Origin of the sequence: Sphingopyxis bauzanensis (genome assembly GCF_002205675.1) — a bacterium.
GTDB lineage: Bacteria > Pseudomonadota > Alphaproteobacteria > Sphingomonadales > Sphingomonadaceae > Sphingopyxis > Sphingopyxis bauzanensis.
Map to the genome: position 1 here is coordinate 190,029 of NZ_NISK01000004.1, position 18,503 is coordinate 208,531.

The following is an 18,503-nucleotide window of genomic DNA, read 5'->3' on the forward strand; positions in this document are numbered from 1 at the left end:
AACGGCGGTGGCGCAGACCGTTGGTTTATCAGGCCCGGTCGAGCCAGAGGCGTCATTTACCGCCGCTAACGAACGGTTCGCCGTCTGGAGCCGCCATTCATCGACAGCGCGCGCTTCGTTACTCGCGTTCCGGAACAACAAATTTCAGGCCCTGTAATTTGACGATCTTGTCATCTACGCACAGCGGCTCGGCAATCAGGCGCATCCAGCGCGGCGCCTCGCTGGGAGGTCGGATTTCGACATCGAGCGTAAATCCGCGGCGGTGTTTGATCGCATAGGCGCGCAACTTTTCCATCGCCGCGCGCGACCCATCTTCGTACAGCGCGACGGTTTCCTCACGCGTCACTGCGGCCCCGCGCGGCAAGCTGAAAATATCATAGACTTCGCTCGACCAGCTCAGCCGGTTGTTGTTTTCGAGGTCGCATTCCCACCAGCCCGCCTGCGCACGCACCGATCGGCCATGCGCGACTAGGTCGGTCATGTCGGCCACGGCATCGAGCGTGCCGGCCCCGTGCAGCTGCCCCAGCTCGAAATAGCGTTCGCGCTCGTACAGCGGCCAGCTGTGGTGGACGGGCAAGGGATGGGTCGGTTTCAACGCACCGGTCTTTCGTTATATTGCATGGAGATAGCTGCGCCACTCTCTGCAAGGACTAGTACAGACTTGCAACCCGACGAACAACCTCGTTGCCGTCAGCGGCGTGCCAGCGCAATTCCCGCCAGATTCTGGGTACGCTTGATATGCCGCACGCGCGGCGCTGGACTGGCGCCTACCAGCACCCGAAAGCTTTCCAAATGCGCGCTTGCACGACCGCGCGCCGCCATTTCACCATTGGCCTGCGCCACCACCGCCGCCGCGTCGCCGAGCAGGACAAAATCGGTGATCCCACGCGCCTGCGCCAGCCGCAGCGCCGCGATCAGCGCCAGCCATTCGGCATCCATGCTGCTGCCCGTCCCCGCCTCGTGGTCGATGGTCGCGACCCCACCGATCACCACGGCAATCTCCATCGCGCCGGGGTTGGGGCGGCATCCGCCATCGAAATAGATTTTGGTCCGGCGGGGCTTCATAGTGCCGCTATGCCCGATCCCGTTCCCCGGCGAAAGCCAGAGGCCAGGGCGTCACATGACCGACGCCGTGCCTTTGCGTCCTGGACTCCGGCTTTCGCCGTGGAGCAGAGTTGCGCAGATCAAAACGTTCCACGCACCGAAAGCGAGAAAATCGGCCCGATCATCCGATTGCGCGCTTCGACAAAGGCAATCGGACTTTCGCCGCGTAGTCCGGTGTAAACGACGCGGTCACGCTTCGATCGCGCATTGGCGATGTTGCGAATGGTGGCGCGGACCGTCAGGCCCTTCACATTCTTGTGCTCGGCATAGACATTGGCGAACACCGGCCCTTCCCAGAGCTTGTCGACCTGGCTGCGGCGATAACCGGGCTGGTAGTGGGCATAGTTGCCGCCAAGGCCCCACGCCCATTCGCTGCCTGCAATATCGTGGCGCACACTCGCCTCGATCACCGTGTCGGTGAAGCCGCTCCACTGCCGCTTCTCGCCGGTAAACGGATCGCGCAGCGACGATTTCTGGAGCAACGCGCGCGTTTCGACCTTCATCCCCTTGATCCCCGCGGGATCGAGGTTGATCGTCGCAGTCCAGTCGATCGCCCCCGCTTTCGCCTTTGCGATGTTGCCAACCGCTTCGCCATTGGCGCCGACCGGCACGACATCGACGCGGTCCTCGACGTCGCGATAGATCAGGATCAGCTTGGTCGACCCCCACGCACCGAACTTCCTGTTGATCTCGGCCTCATAGCTCCAGTCCTGCTGCGGGCGCAGGTCGTTGTTGCTCTCATTCTGGTTGCCGTCGTTCAGGAAAGCGCGCGCCAAAAAATCATAGAAGGACAGTTGCAGCACCCGGCGACGCAATTTGAAGGAAACATCGAAATTGGCCGACGGGGTCCAGGCCAGCGAGAGTGACCCCTTCGGCCGGAAAAAGCTCCGCGTCAGCCCGTTCATCCCGGTCTGGGTAATCGTCGAATGTTCGGCGCCGGCGATGATCTGGAAATTCAGCTTGTCGGTCAGCTTGCGGCCAAAGCTCAGCAGCCCTTCGTAGCGATCCTCGCTGACCCCGCCAGTGCCGCCCGCGAATGGCTGGTCGACGAACACGCCGCTCGGGTCGAGCACAGCGATCGACGCGACATTGTCTAAGGTGTTGAACGCCGCCTCACCCGACAGCTGCCAGTCGCCGCCAAGCATCTTCCACTGATATTCGCCGCGCCCGATCGTTTCACCCAGATCGCCGGTCTGCGCGAAGCGGTCACCCGTCGCGATGCCGCCTACTGGCGTCGTGACCGTTTCCTGCTTGTAGGGCTCGTGGCTGAACCGCCGCAGCCCGATCAGCTTCAGCTTGCCTGGTCCAGCGCGGAACTGGTAATCGCCGCTGATCTCGTAGTTCCAGCTGTCGGCATCTTCGTAAAAGGTCCGCGCCCGGTCGGGCTGGCCGGGCGAGACCCGGACGCCATCCTCATAATAGCGGTCATATTTGCGCTGATAATGCCCGCCCAGATTGGCGACGCTATCGCCCGCGGGATCCCAAGTGATCCGGCCCGACAGTTTCGGGGTGTCATAATGGGTGTTCCAGCTATCCTCACGGCGCTCGATGATATTGCCCGCGCCATCGCTGATCAGCGTCGGCCCGCCCGCGCCGCTGCGCGCCGAATCGTCGTTGCTCAGCGCTGCCTCATATTCGATTTTGCCCGACCGCCCGCGAACCGACACATCGCCGCGGGTCAGCAGCGGGTCGGTATAATGGGCGCGAAATTCGGGTTTCCACGAAAACTGCCCCGAAACGGCGGCGGCACGATAGACAATATTGGCGACCTGCCCCGACAATCCCGGAATGTCCAGCGTCGCGCCGTCGACGATCTCGATCCGCTCGACATTGCCCGCGGGGATGCGCGACAATTGGGTATACATCGTGTCGCCCTTGTTCGACGGGCGTTCGCCGTTGAACAACACATTGCCCGTCGCCTGCCCCAACCCGCGCAGATTTTCATTGTCGCGGATCGAAAAGCCGGGGACTTGATTGAGCATGTCATAGGCGTTTGTCGGCGCATAGCGGGCAAAATCGGCGGGAGTAAAGACTTGCCGCCCGGCGCTGTTGCCGCTTGCCGCACCCTCAGTCGCAGCTGGCAGCGGCGCTTCACCGGTGGCCGGCGATTCCTGCGCCAGCGCCGGTAGCGCGATCGCGGCGGAAAGCGCGAAAAGGCTGATCAGCCGCATCATTCGCTTCCCTGCGTCGCGCGGTTCATCGCCACGGCGTACTCGCCGGTGACCCCCAGTGCTTTCATTCCGACGACATCATCGGCGCTCAGCTTGCGATACCCCGCTGCCGCCAGCCCGCGCACATAGGCGCCGTCGACGCCGAGCGCCTTGCACGCGATCACGTCCTCGACGTCGGTCAGCACCAGCGCTTCGGATTGCAACTCGCGGACATAGGCCGGCGTCACCTCCAGCGCTGCCGCCGAAATCAGATCGTCGGCGTCATCGGGCTTCACCCCCGCATCGGTCAGCCCGTCGGCCAACGCGACCGTCGCATCGACCAGCAGCATCGCCAGCACGTCGCTGCGCCGCTCGGGCGCCAGCCCGCGCGCCGCCAGCGCCGCCTCGAACGCGGGGTCGGACGTGAAGCGGCAGCGGCCCGTCCCTTCGAGCGCACGCATCAGCGTTCCGGTGCAGGCGAGCGTTCCCGTCTCATGTACCACGGTGAACGCCACCGGCCCGGCATCGCCCCGTAGCGCGGTGCGGGCCGGCGCCAGCGCGGCGCGGGCGCTATCGAGCGACAGAGCGCTGCTCGATCTCTTGTGGCTCACCCGAAAATGCGGCTGGTTTTTGCCCGGGGTCGCCTTCCATTCGATATCGGTCATCACCAACGGGTCGGCAGCATTGCTCGGCGCGGCGCAGGCAATAACGGTCAGCAGCGCGGCGGCCGCGGCGATCATGGGGGTTTTCATGAAGTCACTCCTGGTGCCGGCGCCGGACGAGCGTCATCGCTCGCCCCCGCAGCGGCGTTTCGAAACTATGGTTCGATCAACGATATTCAGGCTTGGACGAGCGTCCGAACGTCAGTTCGTCGGCGGCACCGGCGGTTCCGGTGGTTCGGTAAACTCGATTCGCGCGACGCGGCCATCGCCGCTGCGCGCTTCCATCACCCCACCGGGGCCGATGCGGACCGCCGCGCCATGCTGCGACCTCGCGGCCGCGGGTTTCGGCTTTGCGGCCGGACGGAACATCCCGGTGGCGCGCAGTTCGATCGCGTCATCGGCACTGCGCATCTTCACGCCCGCCTTTTGCATGTCAGTGACGAAGTCGCAGTCGACCCCCATCGCGCGCAATGCGACAACGTCGTCGATGCCGATGTCGGGGAAGTGCGATTTCATGTCGCGGGCAAAGTTGGGCTCGATGTGCAGTGCCGACGCGCCGATCAATTCGTCGATATCGACCCCCGGGAAGATTTGCCGCATCGACCGGATATAGGCCGGATCGACCCCGCTCGCCCGCGCTGACATCAGCTTGTCCGCATCCATTGACGCACCCTCGGCGCGCATCTCGGCGGCATATTCGGCGGTCACCCCGACCGCGCGCAGGCTGATCAACTGCTCGGCGCTCAGCTGCCGGGTCGTCGATGTGGCGGCGACGTCATCCGCCGCTTGCCCTTGCGCTTTGGTTGCCGTCGCCGACCGGGCTGACGCGATCGCCGACTTTTGCGCGGCAATGGCGGCGGCCGGCGCCGCTTTCGCGGTCATCTTCTCTTCCGCCGCGGTGGCCGAGAAGGCTGCGAGCGGCGCGGTCACCCCCGCCAGCACGACCAGGCTCATCAACACCCAGCTCGCGCTCGCCGGCCCGCGCTTCAGGCTGGCATCGAGGACACGGGTGATCCGGCGCTTCAGGCTATTCTTCGACGGCGCGACGCCGTGCGCCGCCATCAGCGCCGCCTTATTGTCATGCCGCGCCGCACCCACAAGCAATGTCGCATAATCGGGACCGTCGATATCGGCCATCAGCACTGCATCGTCGGCGGCTTCCTCGCGCAATTGATGGCTCTCGCGCGCGAGCATCCATACCAGGGGATTGAACCAGAAGACCGCGCAAGCGACGCGCGACGCGAGCAGCTTCGCCCAGTCGAGCCGCGCAATATGCGCCAGTTCATGCGCAATAATCGCCTCGGCCTCACCAACCGCCTGCACCGCTTTCGGGCTCAGCACGATCGTCGAGCGCAGCAGACCCCAGCTGATCGGTGAGCGCAATTCGTCGCTGACCAGCAATGCGGTGCCATGTTTGAACCCCATCCGCCGCTGCGCCTCGGCCAGCGCCGACAACCACGATCCTTCGACCAGCACCTCGGCACGCCCGCGCATCGCGAACAACCGCAGCACCGCGAGCAGCATCACTCCAAACAGCAGCGCGAGCGGGACAAGATAGAGAAAGGGGGCAAGGTCGGCCCCCTCCGACAGGCTGATCGGCGGCGATCCGGCGGTGTCGGCCACGGCAGGGACTGAAGCCGCGGCAACGTTCGGATCGACCGCCGATCCCCCTGTATCGGTGATGGCGGCGGCCTTCGGCGCCTCCTCGGCAACCCAGCTTGCGGGCAGCGGCTGCCACTGCGGCAGCACCAGCGAAGCAACCGGCAGCACGAGCAGCGCGAGCAGGCCGACATGGGCGACCAGCGATCGCTCGCCCGCCGAACGCGTCCGCGCCAACCGCAGCAATCCCAGCGTCAGTCCGGCGATCAGCGCCGATTTCCAAGCGAGCCCGATCAGCAAGGCCGTGGTGATCATCATTTCGCTCTCCCTTCGCGCGCCTGCCCGATCAGCTTTTCCAGCTCGTCGAGTTCGTCCGCGCTCATCTCATCCTGCATGCCGAGCAACGCCGCGGCGGCGCTCGTCGCCGATCCGTTGAAAAACACCCGCACCACCTGGCTCAACGCCGATTTCCGCGCGGTCTTGTCCGACACACTCGGCGCATAGACAAAGCCGTTCTCCGACGCTTCGCGCACGACGAAACCCTTCGCCTCCAGCCGTTTGAGCATCGCGCGGATTGCCGACCCCGACAATTCGTCGGACAGCGCCTCGCCGATCTCGGTCACCGTCGACGCGCCGCGCTCATAGAGAATATCGACAATCTCGCGTTCCCGCGGCGGCAAACTGGACAACATGCGACTCACCTCATGCGCTACATTTGTAGCGTGCTACATTTGTAGCGCGGGTTTGGCAAGAGGGTTTTGTTGGGATAACACAGTCGGGCAGGCGCAGCCTCGCGACTGGCGCCGATGCCCAAACCCGCGACATTGATTTCCCTTCCCCGCTGCCCCGATTATAGCGGCGCTGGCCCCTGTGCCCAGCCAGAAGGAGTTTCCGCCAATGCCGATTATGGCCGCCCGCGTTTATCATGATGGCAGGCTCGTCCGCGATATCGGTCCCAATGAGGAGCTACCTGACGATTGCGCCGAGGGAGATTTCTTCTGGCTCGGGCTCTACGAGCCAACCCCCGGCGAACTCGAAGGGATCGCCAAACGCTTCGGCCTCCATCCACTCGCTGTCGAGGATGCGACCAAGGCGAAACAGCTGCCCAAAGTCGAAGTCTATGGCGACCAGCTGTTCATCATCGCCAGCACGGGCAATCTGGGGGCGGGGACGATCCAGTCGGGCGAGACCGCGATCTTTGTCGGGCGCCATTTCATCGTCACCGTCCGCCACGGCTCGGCGCGCACCCACAGTGAGGTGCGCGCGCGGCTCGAAACCTTGCCGGCCAAGCTCGCGCACGGCCCCGACTACGTCCTCTATGCGATCCTCGATTTCATCGTCGACGGCTATTTCCCGCTGATCGACGCGATCGAGGACCGCATGCTGCTGGTCGAGGACAGCGTCATGGACACCCCGCTCGACGCCGCCTCCATCCGCCAGCTTTATGCCCAGCGCCACGAAGTCATCCGCTTCCAGCGGCTCGCCGGATTGATGAAGGACGTCGCCGGGCGCCTCGCCGGAGAGGATGACCTGCCGTGCATCGACCCCGCAGTACGCCCCTTTTTCCGCGACGTGTGGGACCATGTCCAGCGCGCCGAATTCCGCCTCACCGGCCTGCGCGATGTCGCCGCATCGGTGATCGAAACCAACGGCATGCTCGAACAGCAACGCCAGGGCGTCATCACCCGTCAGCTCGCCGCCTGGGCCGCGATCCTCGCGGTGCCGACCGCCATCGCAGGTATTTACGGCATGAATTTCGACTTCATGCCCGAACTCGACTGGGCGCTCGGTTATCCCTTCGCGCTGACCCTGATCTTCGGCGGCTCGGCGCTCATCTTCTGGCGTTTCAAGAGTATAGGCTGGTTATAGGCATCCATTTGCCCTTTGTCCGGCTGGTCAGATGAAATTGCCAGCAGCGGTCGCAGCGATAGGGCCGTAGCGCCAGCCCGGCGACCTTTGCCGCATCGAGTGCCACAGCGGCCGACGCATAGCGCGCCTTGCGCGCGCAGACGCTCTGCCGCGTCCGCATGGCGTCAGCTCGCCATTACCTTGGCAATCATCCGCTCTTCCTTCGCAATCCACGGCGCAATGCTCGGGCGCGACAGGATCGCCTCGCTCCACGCCGCGGCCTTGGGATAGGCGGCTGCATCGACGCCGCATCCGCAATGGCGCAGGTTCATCAGCGGCGACGCGACCGCCAGGTCGGCCAGCGTCAGCCGGTCGCCGACCAGATACCCCGACGCTGGGACCGCGCTTTCCAGATACGCCAGTAGCTTGGGCAGTTCCTCGCTCTCCGCCAGCGCTGCCGCCGCCAGATCGCCCTCGCGCCCGAGGAATTTCGGCGCGACGATGCGGTTGAAGAACATCTTGCCGCCGCAAGCCGCCAGCACCGTGTCACCAAACTCGTCCCACCAGATCACCCGCCCGCGGTCTTGCGCGTCGGTCGGGATCAGCGGCGGGTCGGGATATTTGGCCTCCAGATAATGGATGATCGCGCTCGAATCGGCGAGGGTGAAGCCGTCGTCCTCCATCGCCGGCATCTTGCCCAGCGGCGACGCCGCGCGGAATCCTGGATCAGGATCGCCGATCCCGACACCCTTCAGTTCGAAATCAATCCCCTTTTCGCCCAGATACGCCAGCAATTTGCGCACGAACGGCGACACCAAAGACCCGTAAATAATCATCCCGCCACGCTCCTATTCTTGCGCTCGCAGCATAAGCGAAAGGTTGCGCTCCGCAACCCATTCGCCGCAATATCGCCGCCCCGCGAAATATTCTTGCCAACGCCCGCGCCGCGTGGAACATCCGGAGCGCGAGGGGGGTGCTGCTGCGGCAGCCAGCAGGCAGGAAGTATGAATGCGCCCTAATTCTTGGGCAGATCGGCTGTTGGCGCTGCTGGTCCGGTTTGTCGGGCTGGTCATCCTCTTGGCAACGCTCGCCGCCGCCACTGCAAGTTTCCTGTATAATCAATCGGAAGAGGCCGACCGCGCCGGGCGCGTCGCGGCGCAGGTCAACATGCGCCTGCACGATCATGTCGCGGTGCTCAAGGGTGTACGCGCGCTCTATCAATCGGACGCCGCCGCCAGCGGCCCGGGCATTCGCGCCTATCTCGCCGCGCTCCAGCCGCAGGTGCAGGCGCCCGGGATGGAGGGGGTCGGTATCGCCGCCGCAATGCGCGCCGATACCCCCGCCGCAGTCGAGGCCAAGCTGCGCGAAAATTACGGCCGCGACATCAAGGTGTGGCCCGCAACCGACCAGCCGATCGGCTTTCCCATCGTCCTCGTCGAACCTTACACCCCGCGCCGCAATGCCGCGCTCGGTTTCGATATGTACAGCGAGCCGACCCGCCGCGCCGCGATGCGCCGCGCCTGGCAGACGGGTCAGCCCGCGGCGAGCGGCATCGTCCAGCTCGCCCAGGAAAAGGGCGTGGCAACAAAACAGCCGGGCTTTCTGATCTACCTGCCCGTTTACGCCCGCACCGCATTCGGCGCGACTCCCGATACGCTTGCCACCGCGCCCGGAACCCGCGCAGTCGAAGCCTTCGTCTATGCGCCTTTCCGTTCGGCGGACATGATCAAAGCCGTGCTCGGAACGCAGCTCGACACGATCGACGGCATCGAAATCTACGCCGGCGAAGGCCCGGCGGCGCCGCTCGTCTTTCGCAAGGGAAAGATGGGCTGGGACGCACAGGAACAGGTGCTACGCGTCGCCGACCGGCAATGGACGATGCGCATATCCTATGGCCGCCTGCTCGAACGGCTCGGGCGGCCGCTCGCCATCATGATTTTCGGGATCGCCGTCGCGCTGCTCGCGACCCAGCTTCACCGCGTCCAGCGGCGGCGCATCGACGCCTTTCAGGCGCTCGCCGCCGAAAAGGCGCGCCATGCCGAGGACCGCGAGCTGATGATCGGCGAAATGGCGCACCGAATGAAAAACGCCTTTGCGCGCATCGGCGCGCTCGCGCGCATCACCCTGCGCGAATCAGCCAGCCTCGACGAATTCGAGACCAAATTCGACGGCCGCATGCGCGCGCTGTCCGACGCCAAGCAGATGCTGGTCACCGGCGCGGTCGACAGCGTCGAACTTGGCAAGATCGTCCGCCGCGAACTTGAACTCGCCGGACGCTCGCCCGAACAGATGGCCGCGGTGACCGGTCCCAACGTCCGCCTCGACGACGAAGGCGCGCAGGCGCTGTCGCTCGCGATCCACGAATTCGTCACCAACAGCATCAAATATGGCGTTCTCTCAGGACACGGCGACCTGGCGGTCAGCTGGCGCCGCGACGAGGGCGACATCGAACTGAACTGGACCGAAAGCAATCTGCCCGCCACCCCGCAGATCGACAGCGAAAGCTTTGGCACCCAATTCATCCGCACCCTGATCGAGCGCCAGTTGAAAGGCAGCTGGGACCGCAGCGCCGCCGACCACCGCCTTTGCATCACCATCCGCTGGCCCGACCGTCGAAACACTGACCCGCAACGCAGCCTTCCGTAGCATCCGATTGACAACCCCCGCCCCCCCGGCGAGAGAACGCGCCGAGGGGAGAGAGGCCGTCATGACCGCAAAGATGCTGCGCCCGACATCGTTCGACGTCGCCGAGCGCGCCGGGGTGTCGCAATCGACCGTCTCGCGCGCGCTGCGCAACTCCCCCGGGGTCAACGCCGAAACCCGCGCCCGCGTCTCGGCGGCAGCGCGCGAGCTTGGCTATGTCGTCGACCGCCACGCCTCGTCACTGCGCCTCAAGAGCAGCGAGACGATCGCCCTCGTCACTATCTGCCGCCCCGGCGAAGACCGCAGCGCGATCAACCCTTTCTATTTCGCGCTGCTCGGCAGCATCGCCGCCGCGACCTCCGCGCGCGGCTTCAACCTGCTCGTCTCGTTCCAAGAAAGCGAAGCAAATTTCCGCGCCGATTTTGTCGCGTCGGGGCTAGCGGACGCGATGATCGTCATCGGCACCACCAGCAACCACGCCGCATGGGACTATTTCGCCGCGGCGCAATCGTCGGGCCTCGACTTCGTCTGCTGGGGCAGCCCAGGCAGCCCCTTCCACTGGATGCGCAGCGAAAATGACGAGGGCGGCCAGCTTGCCGCCGAACATCTCGTCAAACTCGGCCGCCGCCGCATCACCTTTGTCGGGCCGCAGCAATCGCCGCAGCGCCAGTTCGACGAGCGCCGCGACGGCTTCACCGCGACACTGGCCGCGCACGGGCTGACGCCGATCATCGCCGAGCCTCCCGCCGCCGTCGACCGCCACGCGCAGGGCGTTGCCGCGGCCCATGCGCTGCTCGCCGATCACCCCGACACCGATGCGATCTTCGCCGCCAGCGACATGCTCGCGCTCGGCGTGTTGCAAGGGCTCAAGGACGCCGGGCGCCGCGTGCCGCAGGACGTCGCGCTGATCGGCTTCGACGGCATCCGTGCCGGCACCCTTGCCGACCCCGCGCTCACCACTCTCGAACCCGATCTCGACGCCGCCGGAGAGGCGCTCGTCGCGATGGCGCTCGAGGATGACGAACGCACCCGCAGTGGCACGCGGATCCCGGTGCATCTGGTCGTACGCGGAACCGCCTGACGGTTCGTGCCTTTTAAATCTACTGTGACCTAACGCACAGAAAAGTAACAATTCGTTATCCATAGCGCTGCTACCTTCGGGGGCCGAGAGGCGAGCATTTTGTCGGGTCAGTTTTTCATCCAGTTGCTAAATCCGGGCATCGGCCTGTTGTTCGCGGTCGCCTTTTTCCTGCTGTGGTTGAACCGCCGCGACCGCTATGTCGCTTATGCCGCGGGCGCCTATACGGCCTCGGCGATCGCCTTCCTGATCCTCGACGTCGGCCCCGCGCTGCCCTACGAGCTTCACCGCATCCCCGCCAATATCGGCTTCCTCGCCACCGGCGCGCTGTTCGCGGCGGCGATCATCCGGCGTTACGGATTGCCGGTCCCCTGGCGCGCGATGGCGGTGACCAGCGCGGTTTCGATGGCATTCTTCCTGTGGTTCCTGCTCGGCTCGCTCAGCATCGGCGGCCGTATCCTGTCGATCAGCATTGGCGCCGGGATCATCGCGGCGATGGTCGTCCGCGCGCTATGGCCGATCAAGAAACGCTATGTTATCGACCGGGTGCTGTTCTGGGTCGCGGCGCTCTCCGCGCTCAATCTGATCGCGCGGCCGATTGTGCTGATGTCGCTCGGCGGCGGCTTCGACAGCTATGACGGTTTCCAGCAGTCCGTCTATTGGACAACGGTGCAGTTTACCCAGGCGATGGTGTCAATCACGGCGGCGATCAGCCTGATGGTCGCGGTCGCAATCGACCAGATCAGCGAGCTGCGCCGCCAAGTCGATGACGATAAACTCTCGGGCCTGCTTAACCGCCGCGGGTTCGAGGCAAAGGCCGGATCGGCGCTCCGCCGCTATCTCGACGACGATCGCCCGGTGGCGCTGATGATCGCCGACCTCGACCGCTTCAAACAGATCAACGACAGCTATGGCCACGCGGTCGGCGACGCGATCATTGCGGCGTTCGGCGCGCATGTTCGCGCCATCGGCCCCGCCGAAATGATCGCCGGCCGCATCGGCGGCGAGGAATTTGCGCTTCTCATCTCAAGCGCGGGGATTGAGACGGCGCGCCAATTTGCCGAAGCGGTGCGCATCGGCCTCGCCCCCGCCGCCGCCGACCGCATCCCGTCCACCCTCGTGCCAACGACCAGCATCGGACTGACCATCGGCACCCCCGGCGCCAATCTGTCGGCGCTGATGCACGAGGCCGATCAGGCGCTCTACGAGGCCAAGCGTACCGGCCGCAACCGCGTCCGCACCTTCACCCCAATATCGGTTCGACAGGCCGCAGGCGGCGGCTGACGCAATTTTTTGATCCCGGTCACCGCGGCAATGGCATCGGTGCGATAGCGGGTTCACATCGCCGACGGCGTCGCTGGGCGCGGCTATGACCTTCAAGGAACAGGGGAAGATATGAAATTGGTCGCCGCCACGCTCGTCGCGCGGCTCCCCCTGTCAGCGTGCGCCGAGGCTGAAACCCCGAACGCCGAACCAGCCAGAGCCGTCGCCAGTGAACCCAAAATCAGCCCATCCATCCCGGTCAACGTCAAGGAAGCTTATCGCCGCCCGGTCGACCTGACGCCGTACATCGGCAAATATCCGTTCGAAGTCGTGGGTGGCCACCGCTTCCTCGATCATCCCGCAGTTAAGGCCGCGATCGCCGCAGCGATCGCCGGCTCTGACGCTCGCGCGCAGGTCGTCTTTGCCGACAATGTCCTCGGCGTGCCGATCGTCCGCGTCACGGGCGGGCGCATCCTCACCTGGCGCGGCGCCCGCCGCGCCGAAGACCGCTATAACCGGGCGGTGGTCATTGCCCCAGAAGGGATGAAGGGCGAGGTGTGCATTTTCGAAGCCGTCGTCGACGATCCCGAACTGTGGTTCGCGACCTGGCACATCCCGGCCAGTCGCCCGCGATGAAACAAGGCGACTGCCCATCGGCGGCAGAGGATTATCCGGCCGCCGAGATCGCTGCGGGATAGCGGTCGTGCGCAGTCCGCCGCACGCAACCGGACGTAGTTGACGCGCCGTCCCGAAAGCGACAGACCTGCACCGTCTGGCAAAAAAAGGGACGGTTTTCATGCGCAAACTGGTAATTCTCGGTGCGAGCCTGCTCGCACTTTCTTCGCATCTGACTTTTGCGCAGGATATGCCGTCCCCCGCGCCAGCGACGCAAGAAACCGCCACCCCCACCCCCGCCGCAACACCCGGATCGGCGGTCGGCAGCGCGCGCACAGCGCCCGAACGCCGGCTGACGGGCGCCGACCTGTTCGATCTCGCTATCGCCGCCGATCCGCAGATCAGCCCCGACGGCCGCCACATCGCCTATGTCAGGCGCCAGAACGACATCATGACCGACCGAGCGGTCAGCTCGATATGGCTGATCGACACTGCGACCGGCGAAGAAACCCCGCTGGCGGGACGGCAAGGCGGCGCCTTTGCCCCGCGCTGGTCGCCCGACGGCAAGCGCCTTGCCTATGCCTCGACCGACGGCGGCAGCGCCCAGCTGTGGGTGCGCTGGATGCAGGGCGGCGAGGCGGTGCGGCTGACCGGCCTGCCGACCGCGCCCTCATCGCTCGCCTGGGCGCCCGACGGCCGTTCGATCGCCTACACGATGCTGGTCAAGGATGAGGGGCTCAAGCTCGGCGAGGCGCCCGCCAACAAGCCGAAGGGCGCGACCTGGGCCGAACCGCTCGAAGTCCGCGACCTCCTCACCTATCGCGCCGACGGACAGGGCTATGTCGAACCGGGCTTCGAAAAAATCTTCCTCGTCCCCGCCACCGGCGGCGCCCCGCGCCAGCTAACCTTTGGCCCCTATCACGACAATGGCCCGCTCAGCTGGTCGCGCGACGGCCGCACGCTGTATTTCGCCGCCAATCGCAAGCCCGACTGGGAAACCGACCCGCTCGAAAGCGAGGTCCACGCGCTCGACGTCGCCAGCGGCCGCATCACCGCGCTCACCGACCGCAACGGTCCCGACGCGAACCCGCTCGTCTCGCCCGACGGCAGCAAGATCGCGTATCTCGGGTTCGACGACGCCGGGCGCGCCTATGAAAACACCCACCTCTACGTGATGAACCGCGACGGCTCAGGCCGCCGCAACCTCACCGAAAATTGGGATTACAGCGTCGACGCGATCCTATGGGGTGACGGCGGCCGCGCGCTCTACGCGCAATATGACGATCATGGCGAAACCAAAATCGCGCGCATCGGCCTCGACGGATCGGTCCGCGACGTCGCCAAGGGGCTGTCGGGCGGTGGCATGGACCGCCCCTATACCGGCGGCAGCTTCACCGTGTCCGACGGCGACGCGATTGCCTTCACTGGCGGCACCGCCACCCGCCCAGCCGAGGTTCAGCTCGCGCGGGGCGGATCGGCGCGCATCCTCACCGATCTCAACCGCTCGCTTCGTGAAGTCAAAGCGTTCGGCGAAGTTCGCAAGATCACCACCCCCTCCAGCCATGACGGCAAAGAGATCGAAGGCTGGCTGACCCTACCCCCCGGCTATGTCGAGGGTCAACGCGTGCCGCTGATCCTCGAAATCCACGGCGGCCCCTTCACCGCCTATGGTCCGCATTTTTCAACTGACAACCAGCTTTATGCCGCGGGCGGCTACGCCGTCCTCTCGGCCAACCCGCGTGGCTCGACCAGCTATGGCGAGGCGTTCGCGCAGGAAATTGACAAGGCCTATCCGGGCAATGATTATTTCGACCTGATCAGCATCGTCGACCGCGCCATCGCACTCGGCGTCGCCGATCCCGACGCGCTGTTCGTCACCGGCGGCTCGGGTGGCGGCGTGCTCACCAGCTGGATCGTGGGCAAGACCAGCCGCTTCAAGGCCGCGGTCACCCAGAAACCGGTGATCAACTGGACCACGCAGGCACTCACCGCCGACGGCCCCGCCTTTTTCGGCCCCTACTGGCTCGGCGCGATGCCGTGGGAAAAGCCAGAACTTTACTGGTCTCTGTCGCCGCTGTCGCTTGTCGGGAATGTCGAAACCCCGACCCTGGTCGTCGTCGGCGCCGAGGATTATCGCACCCCGGTCAGCGAATCCGAACAATATTACACCGCGCTCCGCCTGCGCGGCGTCCCCACCGCGCTCGTCACCATCCCCGGCGCCAGTCACGGCGGCATCGCCGCGCGCCCGTCGCAATCAGCCGCCAAGGCCGCCGCGATCCTCGCCTGGTTCGCCAAATATCGCAAAGGCTGGACCCGTGCCGCCGCCCCGCGCCCGTCCGACTGACGCGCGGCGGCGTCGCGAGTCCACCGGCGGTTTTTCCGGCGCATAGTTTTCCTCGTTGGCTGGAGCGCCCGCTAACGACCCCAAAGCCGAAACACACTCGCGCGCCTTACCCAACCTCCGCAATATCTCCTGCCCGGTCGCCCAGCACGTAACGCGGCCCCGCGCCGCGCTGCGCGGCCTTGTCCTGCGCGTTGTACAGCCCGCATTTTTTCAGGCTCAGGCAACCGCAGCCGATACACTGGTCGAGCAAGCCGCGCGTCCGGGTCAGCGCCGCGATCTGCGCGTCGATGCGCGCGCGCAGCCCGGTGCTGATCCGCGTCCAGTCAGCGGCATTCGGGGTCCGTCCGGCGGGCAGGCGCGCCAGTTCGGCGGCGATTTCCTCCAGGCTTAATCCCATCTGTTGCGCGATCAGGATGAACGACACGCGGCGGATGTCGGCGCGCAGGAAGCGGCGCTGGCCGCCGCCGGTGCGCAGCGCATCGAGCAGCCCCTTCGCTTCATAGAAGCGGATCGCCGACACTGCGACGCCGGTGCGCGCCGCGAGTTCGCCGATGGCGATAAAATCCGTCCGTTGCTTCAACGCGCCCTCCCCTGCTCGATCACCATCCGTATGATCGTCGCTTGACCTAAACCTTACTTCAGCTTTCATAAATCGCTGCGTCAACCCGAATCAGGAGCCAATCCGTGACGTATCCCTTTATCGAGCATATCAATCTGACAGTCAGCGATCCCGATCGCACCGCCACACTTCTCGCTGCCATCTTTGGCTGGCACGAGCGTTGGCGCGGCCCGGCGCGCGACGGCGGCCGCACGATCCACCTTGGCAGCGATGCCGCCTATGTCGCGCTCTACACCGGGCCGGACGGACAGCATGCAGGCATCCGCTATCCCAAGGGCGAGCCGCTGAACCATGTCGGGGTGCAGGTCGACGATCTTGACGCCATTGAAGGGCGCGTAAAAGCGGCTGGCCTCACCCCCTTCAACCACGACGATTATGACCCCGGCCGCCGCTTCTATTTCTTCGATCCCGACGGCATCGAATATGAGGTCGTCAGCTATGTCGAGCCGCAGCGACGCTAAGCCGGGCAACAATGGAGCGGCTGCCGCGTTGGTGACTCATCAAGAGAAAAGGAGCCCCCCCCCGATGAGCGACGATATCAAAAAGCAGTTCTGGAAAGCCCTCGCCGACAGCCCCTATGTGATGGTCGGCACCACCGGCAGCCGCGAGCATCACATCCCGATGAACGCGCAACTCGACAAGGATGCCAACAGCGCTTTCTGGTTCTTTACCTCGACCGACAACCGCCTTGCAAATGGCGGTCCAGCGATGGCGCAGTTCGCGTCCAAGGGCCACGAGCTGTTCGCCTGCATCGCAGGAACGCTGGTGGTCGAAAACGACCGCGCCGTGCTCGACAGGCTGTGGAGCAACGGCGTCGCGGCGTGGTATGACGGCGGCAAGGATGATCCCAAACTTGTTCTGCTGCGCTTCGATCTGGCTGATGCCGAAATCTGGACCGCCGATCCAGGGATAAAGGGCGTTTTCAAACTGATGACCGGCATGAAGATGAACGAAGGCGATCTCGGCAAGCACGCCGAGGTGGCGCTGTAACTCCAGTTCCTCCCCGTGCCGCAGGCATGGGGAGGTGGCAGCCCGAAGGGCTGGCGGAGGCTATGGCGAAACGCTGCCGCCCCGCCACCGCTCATCTGCGATGAGCGGTCCCCCTTCCCATCGCTGCGCGACAGGGAGGATTTGTCAAAGGACCGGCGGCCCAATCCGTCCCTCGCGAAACTCGAACCCACCCTCACGGTCCCGCGCCAGCAGTGCGGGGCCGTCGAGGTCGACCCATCGCGCCCGCTGCGCCAGTACGAACGCCGGTGCGATCGCTAGGCTGGTCGACAACATGCATCCGACCATGATCGACAGCCCGGCGGCGTCGGCAGCATCGGCGATACGCAACGCCTCGGTCAGCCCGCCCGCCTTGTCGAGCTTGATGTTCACCCCATCGTAGAAGGCGCCGATCCGCGCGACGTCGGCGGCGGTCTGGCAGCTTTCGTCGGCAACGAACGGGATCGGTGCATAAATCGGATCGAGCAACGCGTCAGTGCCGACCGCGACCGGCTGCTCGATCATCTCGACCCCGAAATCGGCAAGTGCTTCGGCCTCAGCCAATATGTCGAGCTGCCCCCAGCTTTCATTGGCATCGACGATTAGCCGCGCTTCGGGCGCGCCTGTGCGCACCGCGGCAACGCGCAGCCGATCATCCTCGCCGGTCAGCTTGATCTTGAGCAGGCGATAGCCGTCGGCCTCGGCGGTCGCGGCCTGCTCTGCCATCGCCCCCGGCGATCCAAGCGAAATGGTAAAGGCGGTGACCCGCGCCGTCGGCGCGCCATCGCAGCCCGCCAGCTGCCAAAGCCGCAGCCCGCGCTGCTTCGCCTCCAGATCCCATAGCGCGCAGTCGAGCGCGTTGCGCGCGGCGCCCGGCGCCATTAATTCCTGCACCAACGCCCGCGCGGCGGCGGCATCCAGGTCGGCGATATGCGGCGCCGCCAGCAATATCTGATCGCGGCACCTCGCTGCATCCTCGCCCAGATAATAGACCGGCGTGCCTTCGCCGCGCCCGATCGCGCCCTCGCTCTCAACTTCTGCCGCCACGACATCGACATAAGTCTTCGCGCCGCGCGCGATCACAAATGATCCCGCCACCGCCCAACGCTCGACCCGCGCGCTTTTCAGTTGGATAGCCATGCGGGGATAGTAAGGGTGCAAAGCATGACCGGCAAATCCCTTTCCGAACGCATCGGCGACCTTGGCCGCCGCCTCGCGGTCGAGGCGCACGCCGCGTGGCTCGCTGCCCGCGACCCACGCGTGCCGATCCTTGCGCGCATCCTTGCGATCGCAGTCGCCGCCTATGCTTTGTCGCCGATCGACCTGATCCCCGATTTCATTCCGGTGCTGGGCTGGCTCGATGACCTGATCATCGTCCCGCTCGGGCTGATCCTCGTGCGCCGCCTGATCCCTGCGCCGCTCTGGACCGAACTCCACGCCGCGGCCGAGGCCGCAAGCGAACGCCCGTCGAGCCGCGCCGGTATGGCGTTCATCCTGCTGTTATGGGCGGGGCTGCTCTATGTCGCCTATTGGAGCGTGCGCACTTCTCCTTGGCACTAGGGCCGGGGCAACGTCGCAATCGCCACGGTCG

General features: G+C 65.4%; 19 protein-coding genes. 9 read left to right on the forward strand and 10 right to left on the reverse strand.

Features of this window, described 5'->3' with window-relative positions:
* Positions 1-118: 118 nt before the first annotated feature.
* The 6 genes from CDQ92_RS16390 to CDQ92_RS16415 form a co-directional block, all read right to left on the reverse strand.
* On the reverse strand, positions 119-595 hold the full coding sequence (locus CDQ92_RS16390) for a hypothetical protein (protein WP_088442657.1): 477 nt from the start codon (positions 593-595) through the stop codon (positions 119-121).
* 95 nt (positions 596-690) lie between these two features.
* Positions 691-1,065, reverse strand: a complete 375-nt coding sequence (locus tag CDQ92_RS16395; RefSeq protein WP_088442659.1) for a reverse transcriptase-like protein — start codon at positions 1,063-1,065, stop codon at positions 691-693.
* Positions 1,066-1,184: 119 nt separating this feature from the next.
* On the reverse strand, positions 1,185-3,278 hold the full coding sequence (locus CDQ92_RS16400) for a TonB-dependent receptor plug domain-containing protein (protein WP_229667392.1): 2,094 nt from the start codon (positions 3,276-3,278) through the stop codon (positions 1,185-1,187).
* On the reverse strand, positions 3,275-4,006 hold the full coding sequence (locus CDQ92_RS16405) for a hypothetical protein (RefSeq protein ID WP_088442661.1): 732 nt from the start codon (positions 4,004-4,006) through the stop codon (positions 3,275-3,277). Before CDQ92_RS16405 ends, CDQ92_RS16400 begins: the two co-directional genes overlap by 4 nt.
* A gap of 111 nt (positions 4,007-4,117) precedes the next feature.
* On the reverse strand, positions 4,118-5,833 hold the full coding sequence (locus CDQ92_RS16410) for a M56 family metallopeptidase (protein ID WP_088442663.1): 1,716 nt from the start codon (positions 5,831-5,833) through the stop codon (positions 4,118-4,120).
* Positions 5,830-6,207, reverse strand: coding sequence for a BlaI/MecI/CopY family transcriptional regulator (locus CDQ92_RS16415; RefSeq protein ID WP_088442665.1), 378 nt, complete (start codon positions 6,205-6,207; stop codon positions 5,830-5,832). Before CDQ92_RS16415 ends, CDQ92_RS16410 begins: the two co-directional genes overlap by 4 nt.
* A 205-nt stretch (positions 6,208-6,412) precedes the next feature.
* Here CDQ92_RS16415 and CDQ92_RS16420 point away from each other — a divergent pair, with 205 nt between their 5' ends.
* Positions 6,413-7,384 (forward strand): magnesium and cobalt transport protein CorA, encoded by a 972-nt coding sequence (locus CDQ92_RS16420; protein ID WP_088442667.1) that lies wholly within the window; start codon positions 6,413-6,415, stop codon positions 7,382-7,384.
* Here the strand turns inward: CDQ92_RS16420 and CDQ92_RS16425 are convergent.
* Complete coding sequence (locus CDQ92_RS16425; protein WP_088442669.1) at positions 7,362-7,544, reverse strand: hypothetical protein; 183 nt, start codon at positions 7,542-7,544, stop codon at positions 7,362-7,364. The two genes, CDQ92_RS16420 and CDQ92_RS16425, sit on opposite strands and share 23 nt — an antisense overlap.
* Before the next feature lie 4 nt (positions 7,545-7,548).
* Entirely contained in the window at positions 7,549-8,199 is a 651-nt protein-coding gene (locus tag CDQ92_RS16430) for a glutathione S-transferase family protein (RefSeq protein WP_088442671.1), read from the reverse strand.
* 172 nt (positions 8,200-8,371) lie between these two features.
* Between CDQ92_RS16430 and CDQ92_RS16435 the strand changes: the two genes are divergently transcribed.
* The 5 genes from CDQ92_RS16435 to CDQ92_RS16455 all read left to right on the forward strand — a co-directional run bounded on the left by CDQ92_RS16435 (position 8,372) and on the right by CDQ92_RS16455 (position 15,306).
* Positions 8,372-10,009, forward strand: coding sequence for a CHASE domain-containing protein (locus CDQ92_RS16435; RefSeq protein WP_088442673.1), 1,638 nt, complete (start codon positions 8,372-8,374; stop codon positions 10,007-10,009).
* A 61-nt stretch (positions 10,010-10,070) separates the two neighbouring features.
* A complete protein-coding gene (locus tag CDQ92_RS16440) occupies positions 10,071-11,087 on the forward strand; it encodes a LacI family DNA-binding transcriptional regulator (RefSeq protein ID WP_088442675.1) in 1,017 nt (338 codons plus the stop codon).
* A 99-nt stretch (positions 11,088-11,186) separates the two neighbouring features.
* The gene (locus tag CDQ92_RS16445; RefSeq protein WP_088442677.1) at positions 11,187-12,368 is read left to right on the forward strand and encodes a GGDEF domain-containing protein; all 1,182 of its coding nucleotides are present in this window, start codon (positions 11,187-11,189) and stop codon (positions 12,366-12,368) included.
* 111 nt (positions 12,369-12,479) lie between these two features.
* The gene (locus CDQ92_RS16450; protein ID WP_088442679.1) at positions 12,480-12,983 is read left to right on the forward strand and encodes a hypothetical protein; all 504 of its coding nucleotides are present in this window, start codon (positions 12,480-12,482) and stop codon (positions 12,981-12,983) included.
* A 160-nt stretch (positions 12,984-13,143) separates the two neighbouring features.
* On the forward strand, positions 13,144-15,306 hold the full coding sequence (locus CDQ92_RS16455; RefSeq protein ID WP_088442681.1) for a S9 family peptidase: 2,163 nt from the start codon (positions 13,144-13,146) through the stop codon (positions 15,304-15,306).
* A gap of 106 nt (positions 15,307-15,412) precedes the next feature.
* On the opposite strand, the gene soxR is transcribed toward CDQ92_RS16455, so the two are convergent.
* A complete protein-coding gene (soxR, locus tag CDQ92_RS16460; protein WP_088442683.1) occupies positions 15,413-15,886 on the reverse strand; it encodes a redox-sensitive transcriptional activator SoxR in 474 nt (157 codons plus the stop codon).
* Positions 15,887-15,990: 104 nt separating this feature from the next.
* On the opposite strand from soxR, the gene CDQ92_RS16465 reads away from it, so the two are divergent.
* Both CDQ92_RS16465 and CDQ92_RS16470 read left to right on the forward strand, forming a co-directional pair.
* Complete coding sequence (locus CDQ92_RS16465; protein ID WP_088442685.1) at positions 15,991-16,386, forward strand: VOC family protein; 396 nt, start codon at positions 15,991-15,993, stop codon at positions 16,384-16,386.
* A gap of 64 nt (positions 16,387-16,450) precedes the next feature.
* Positions 16,451-16,915 carry a pyridoxamine 5'-phosphate oxidase family protein gene (locus tag CDQ92_RS16470; protein ID WP_088442687.1) on the forward strand — a complete coding sequence of 155 codons (465 nt, stop codon included), beginning with the start codon at positions 16,451-16,453 and terminating at the stop codon, positions 16,913-16,915.
* A gap of 144 nt (positions 16,916-17,059) precedes the next feature.
* On the opposite strand, the gene CDQ92_RS16475 is transcribed toward CDQ92_RS16470, so the two are convergent.
* Positions 17,060-18,052, reverse strand: a complete 993-nt coding sequence (locus CDQ92_RS16475; protein ID WP_088442689.1) for a dipeptide epimerase — start codon at positions 18,050-18,052, stop codon at positions 17,060-17,062.
* Positions 18,053-18,076: 24 nt separating this feature from the next.
* On the opposite strand from CDQ92_RS16475, the gene CDQ92_RS16480 reads away from it, so the two are divergent.
* Complete coding sequence (locus tag CDQ92_RS16480; protein WP_088442691.1) at positions 18,077-18,472, forward strand: YkvA family protein; 396 nt, start codon at positions 18,077-18,079, stop codon at positions 18,470-18,472.
* The last annotated feature ends 31 nt before the right edge of the window (positions 18,473-18,503 follow it).

What these genes read in the sequence shown, in the direction of transcription:
- CDQ92_RS16395 (WP_088442659.1), bottom strand. Translation starts at nt 1,065, where the DNA reads ATGAAGCCCCGCCGGACCAAAATCTATTTCGATGGCGGATGCCGCCCC.
- CDQ92_RS16430 (WP_088442671.1), bottom strand. Translation starts at nt 8,199, where the DNA reads ATGATTATTTACGGGTCTTTGGTGTCGCCGTTCGTGCGCAAATTGCTG.
- CDQ92_RS16420 (WP_088442667.1), top strand. Translation starts at nt 6,413, where the DNA reads ATGCCGATTATGGCCGCCCGCGTTTATCATGATGGCAGGCTCGTCCGC.
- CDQ92_RS16410 (WP_088442663.1), bottom strand. Translation starts at nt 5,833, where the DNA reads ATGATGATCACCACGGCCTTGCTGATCGGGCTCGCTTGGAAATCGGCG.
- CDQ92_RS16425 (WP_088442669.1), bottom strand. Translation starts at nt 7,544, where the DNA reads ATGCGGACGCGGCAGAGCGTCTGCGCGCGCAAGGCGCGCTATGCGTCG.
- CDQ92_RS16455 (WP_088442681.1), top strand. Translation starts at nt 13,144, where the DNA reads ATGCGCAAACTGGTAATTCTCGGTGCGAGCCTGCTCGCACTTTCTTCG.
- CDQ92_RS16450 (WP_088442679.1), top strand. Translation starts at nt 12,480, where the DNA reads ATGAAATTGGTCGCCGCCACGCTCGTCGCGCGGCTCCCCCTGTCAGCG.
- CDQ92_RS16405 (WP_088442661.1), bottom strand. Translation starts at nt 4,006, where the DNA reads ATGAAAACCCCCATGATCGCCGCGGCCGCCGCGCTGCTGACCGTTATT.
- CDQ92_RS16470 (WP_088442687.1), top strand. Translation starts at nt 16,451, where the DNA reads ATGAGCGACGATATCAAAAAGCAGTTCTGGAAAGCCCTCGCCGACAGC.
- CDQ92_RS16440 (WP_088442675.1), top strand. Translation starts at nt 10,071, where the DNA reads ATGACCGCAAAGATGCTGCGCCCGACATCGTTCGACGTCGCCGAGCGC.
- CDQ92_RS16400 (WP_229667392.1), bottom strand. Translation starts at nt 3,278, where the DNA reads ATGATGCGGCTGATCAGCCTTTTCGCGCTTTCCGCCGCGATCGCGCTA.
- CDQ92_RS16480 (WP_088442691.1), top strand. Translation starts at nt 18,077, where the DNA reads ATGACCGGCAAATCCCTTTCCGAACGCATCGGCGACCTTGGCCGCCGC.
- CDQ92_RS16475 (WP_088442689.1), bottom strand. Translation starts at nt 18,052, where the DNA reads ATGGCTATCCAACTGAAAAGCGCGCGGGTCGAGCGTTGGGCGGTGGCG.
- CDQ92_RS16415 (WP_088442665.1), bottom strand. Translation starts at nt 6,207, where the DNA reads ATGTTGTCCAGTTTGCCGCCGCGGGAACGCGAGATTGTCGATATTCTC.
- CDQ92_RS16435 (WP_088442673.1), top strand. Translation starts at nt 8,372, where the DNA reads ATGCGCCCTAATTCTTGGGCAGATCGGCTGTTGGCGCTGCTGGTCCGG.